4 protein-coding genes are annotated in these 4438 nt (G+C 32.4%); all 4 read right to left on the bottom strand.

Translation table 11 applies throughout. The features are described from left to right. Nucleotides 1–201: 201 nt before the first annotated feature. The 4 genes from F3H00_RS10230 to F3H00_RS10215 are packed head-to-tail and all read right to left on the bottom strand — an operon-like array spanning nt 202 to nt 3997. Nucleotides 202–1440, bottom strand: a complete 1239-nt coding sequence (locus F3H00_RS10230) for a toprim domain-containing protein (RefSeq protein WP_149703851.1) — start codon at nt 1438–1440, stop codon at nt 202–204. After that, complete coding sequence (locus tag F3H00_RS10225) at nt 1437–1673, bottom strand: TrbM/KikA/MpfK family conjugal transfer protein (protein ID WP_103560454.1); 237 nt, start codon at nt 1671–1673, stop codon at nt 1437–1439. Before F3H00_RS10225 ends, F3H00_RS10230 begins: the two co-directional genes overlap by 4 nt. 9 nt (nt 1674–1682) lie before the next feature. Beyond that, nucleotides 1683–2669, bottom strand: coding sequence for a type IV secretion system protein (locus tag F3H00_RS10220; protein WP_149703850.1), 987 nt, complete (start codon nt 2667–2669; stop codon nt 1683–1685). A 26-nt stretch (nt 2670–2695) separates the two neighbouring features. Continuing rightward, nucleotides 2696–3997 carry a hypothetical protein gene (locus tag F3H00_RS10215; protein ID WP_223154260.1) on the bottom strand — a complete coding sequence of 434 codons (1302 nt, stop codon included), beginning with the start codon at nt 3995–3997 and terminating at the stop codon, nt 2696–2698. Nucleotides 3998–4438 lie beyond the last annotated feature (441 nt).

Raw genomic sequence — 4438 nt, 5'->3', positions numbered from 1 at the left:
AAACATCACTTCATCAATACTTATTTAAAGCTTAAAGTCCAAAAAGCAGATGGCTTGCATTCGATTACGGCTCATAAAATTTCGGACAATTTGTAAAAATAAATTTACTCAACAATGCGTCAAACTCCCACACAAAGGGGTTAAACATCACTTCATCAATACTTATTTAAAGCTTAAAGTCCAAAAAGCAGATGGCTGTTTTTATCGTGTCTTAGATGATCTTTCGTAGTCTTTTTCAATTTTTGTGTTTATCAAGTTAAGTCGCTTATAGCTTTCTCTCATTCCCTGTAATGTCTTGATCTTTGGTTCTATTTCTCTAAATTTTTCAACATCAAGGGCGTATAGGTCTTTTATTCTACTTTTCTTAGCATCTGGCTCGAGAAAGTCGTATTTCTTTGACAAATACTCAACTTGCCGAGAAAACTCCTTTAAAGGCTTTGTTATGCTGTCGAGATTAATTTTATTACTACTTATACCTAATGCCGTGCCTGCTACCAAATCATCATTAAAGTCCTTTAGGATTGGTTTGGCCGATCTCGCATTTGGTACTATTTCTAGTATTGCTTTTGTAAATTCTTTACCACGTTCGTCATTATCAAATCCTAGTACAACTCCTGCATTTGGTGCCAGCTTTGTCAATGCTTTTATGACTTCCTTTTGCGTTGCCGATATTTGACCATTTGTTGAGCATAGGAGTGTTTCTTTTAAATTTACGTCTTTCATTTCACAATATGATAATGTATCTATCATGCTCTCACAGATTACAATATTTTTAAAATCCTTTGGATTCTTGTGTGCTTCGTCTGCCTTGAGTATTTCAAGCCCCTTTATTCCATTACAGAGCTGTTTTATCGGCTTAGCATATGCCTTTCCTTGCTGATCCTGCGTTAAAGGCTTTGATAAGTAGCTTATATACCCTGTCTGCTTTAGAAATTCTCTTTTGCCACTGCTTAGTTCTAATACACTTAATGTATATGTTGGCACTATTGCATTCTTAAATTTTTCATCCTGCTTGAGGCTACTAAATTTTATCAGGATATCGCTTTTAATTTTTCTTTTGCTAGTCAAAAACGAGTTTTCATCTATCTTATTTAATTTTTTAAATTTTTCTACTATAATACTATCATTTTCTTTTTGTTTTATTATTTCTTTAGTATTGTTTTTTAATGTCTTTACATCGTTTATTATATTTTCGTCTATTAAATCTTTTATTGAAACGCCACGATTCTTGGCGAAATTATAAATATTTCCTCTATCATTATCATCGCTTGGGTTAAAGTATAAATAGTGTCCGTTGCTTTTTCTCGTTATGATAATTGTATCGGAGTTGTTGTTTGTGAGTGTCTTGTAATTTTGGCTACTTTTCTCTCGTTTTTCAAAGTAGCCATTATTCTTTAAAATTTCATCTAGTGGGAGTTCGATTAAATTTTCTTTGTTCATTGTTTAGGACATAATTTTAAAAAGTTCTCACGCTTCTTTGCTTGTTTGTGTGGTTTTTTGTCTGTTATTGAAAAATATTTTTTAAGTGCTGGAGCACATTCGCTCGGTCTTGTTGGGCTTGATAAGCACAATAATGCTTCGCATGCCAGCTTTGCATCTCCTGTTATTTCCTGTGCTACTGCACTACCTGCAAACATTGTTATGGCAACAATACTTAAAACTATTTTTTTCATTTCTACTCCTTATTTAAAAAATACAAATTTTGGAAGCCCTAGCTCATCTTTTGGCATTTGTTTTGTTTCTGGGTCAAATATTGCATCATTTCGCTTATATTCAACAACTTTTTGGTTAAAGCTATCTGGTGTTAAATCTCTAGCACTATCGTCTTTCATGGCTTGTCTGCTCGATGCCATTGCGCTGGTGTAATTGATATTTAGCTCATATTGCTGTTGCATATTTTCTAAAATTTTAAGCAGTATAGTATTCGTTAATGCTTGAGCCTGCTTTTGATTATTAGCCTTATTTAATTGTTTGGATAGCTGTTTTAAATCATCTCTCATTCTATCTCTTGTATACTCTTTCGTTTTATCACCATTATGAAATGTGTCTTCAAATGCTAATAAATTGTTTGTTTTCTCTATATTATCCCTCTCTTGCAAAAACCTTTCCGCATTTTTAATATTACTGATCTGTGCCTGATAGTTTGCTCGTTCTATTGGGTCAACTGCCTTATTCATTTTTTGAGTTAATTCTTCTATGCTCTTGCTTATATTTGCTCCATCACGTAGTGCAAATGTACATCTATTTAGCTTATTTGCTAGTTTATTGCCTGATGCTTTTACTGAGTGACTAAAAAATTGGCTGTTTTGTTCTAAGAATGAGCAGGCTGTCTTAACTCTTGCTATATCCCCCATTATGTCTTTTGGCAAATTTTTTACATCTTCGTATATGCTTTGCATTTGCGCTATTAAACTTTGTGCATCGCCTAATATCTCATAAACGCTGTTCATATCTACACCAAGCTCTTGCATTTGTTTCTCGAAATTTAGTGTATCTTTAACCATTTGCTCATATTGTTTGATCTGTTCTGCATAGTCTTTCAGTGTTTGGGTGTATCCCATAACTTGTTGGGCTATCGCGGCTACGTCAATAGTTGGTATACCGCTAGCATTAACACTACTTAAAAATAGTGAGGATGCTACGGCAACTGATATAATCATTCTTTTCATTATTTTTTCCCTTTTCTACTAATTTTTTATAAGCTCCTGCTTTGTTCTTGGTTTTTCTCTTTTGTCTTATTTAGTATTTTTTCTTTGCTCTGCGCTAAACTATCATTAACTTTTTTATAAAATTTAGGATAACTATTTTTAAAATTTGGCGTTTCTTTCTCTATTTCATTCAACATTTTATTTAATTTTTCGTATCCTTTTACATCAAGCCCTTTTTTAATTTCTTTTTCATACGTTGTTTTTAGTTTTGCGTAGTTTGCATGCTCGTTCTCTAATTCTTTTAAACCGCCCTTGACTTCTTTGCGTTGCTTATAAACTTCTTTAACCAGATCTCCCACTGCATCTTTAAATTTGGGACTATCAAAGGCTAGCTCTAGCTTTTCTTGTCGCTGGCGTTCTTTTGTTTCGCTTTCTTCTTTGCCCTGTCGCATCATCATTTCTAAGCTTCTATCCATCTCCTGCAGAGCAGTCATTATGTCTTTTATATCGCCACTATTCATCAGATTGTCGATTGATTTTTGAAAATTTGCTTCAAGCCTAGATTGTTCATCTCTTAATTTTTCAAGCTCTTTTTCGTGCTGGTTTTCTAGCTCATCAGCTTTTCTGCTCCAGTCTTCTTGTTCTGCTTCTCTTTCTTGTGAGTGTGTTGTAATTGTGACATCCTGCTTGGCTTCATTTTTATTCTCTAGCTCAGCTTCTTTTGCCTTGATCTGCTCATCTATCTTTTCTTTTTCTTTTAAAATTTCAAGGCTACTTTTTAGGGTGTCATTGCCATCTATTTCATTTAGCTTATCGCTTACAAAGTCTCTCTTTTCTTTTGGGCTTTTAAATTCATTAAACTCAGCTTCTTTTGCCTTGATCTGCTCATCTATCTTTTCTTTTTCTTCTAGGGTATTAACGGCTTCATTCAAATTCTTATTTAATTTTAATTCTGCTGTTTCAAAAATAAATTTACGATTTATATCTTGGATTGTGTATTCTTTTTCATTGTCGAAGTTCTCTTTTAAATCCATATCCATTTCTCTTATCGTGAGTGTTTTAATTTTGTTGAGATCTTCTGCACTTATGTCTGTTTTATAGATATTGTTAATAGCTTCTCTTACTTCATTATCGTCGTTGCTACCATAAGCTGTATAAAATTCTCTGGCACATGCTACTGCACCTGTTTCATTGCTTTTAAAAATTCCTGTGTTATCGATAGCTTCTTTACATGTTAGCACCTGCTCTTTTACACTGCTTTGTTTTAATTCTTCGGATGGCATCACCATTTCTTGCTCTTTCAAATAACTCCATTCAGCCAATTGATCTTGAGTTAGCTCTTCTGCCATTTTCTTTCCTTAAACGATAGATTATTTAATTAATTTTACCCTTTATTAAATTCAACTAACTTTTAAAAAGTGATATATAAAACAACTATTTTTAAGCTAAATTTAATAAAAGCCACAATCAATCTTTAAATGCTCTACAATCAAAAATAAGTGTTTAATGCTATCCTTTCTTTAAATTATTTTTTAAAAGCCAACACACCCCTTTAAAATCAATTTAAACGCTAATTCCTTTCTTAAATTTTTTCAAACTACAAAACAATAAAAAATTTAAAAACTCAAAACAACAATAAAATAACTTTAAAAAATTTTTAAGCTTCTACTTATTCTATTTTTGAAAATTTAAAGCCATTTGCTAGCGTATCAGTTTTTATAACAGGACTTTTTAGATTTCAGAAAGAAAATTTATAGTGAGTTAGCATAAATTTTAGGGGCAAAGCTGCC

It is taken from the genome of Campylobacter concisus (assembly GCF_902460845.1).
Classification (GTDB): Bacteria; Campylobacterota; Campylobacteria; order Campylobacterales; family Campylobacteraceae; genus Campylobacter_A; species Campylobacter_A concisus_X.
The sequence above is the reverse complement of the archived record's forward strand: the minus strand, read 5'-3'. Positions and strand labels throughout refer to the sequence as shown.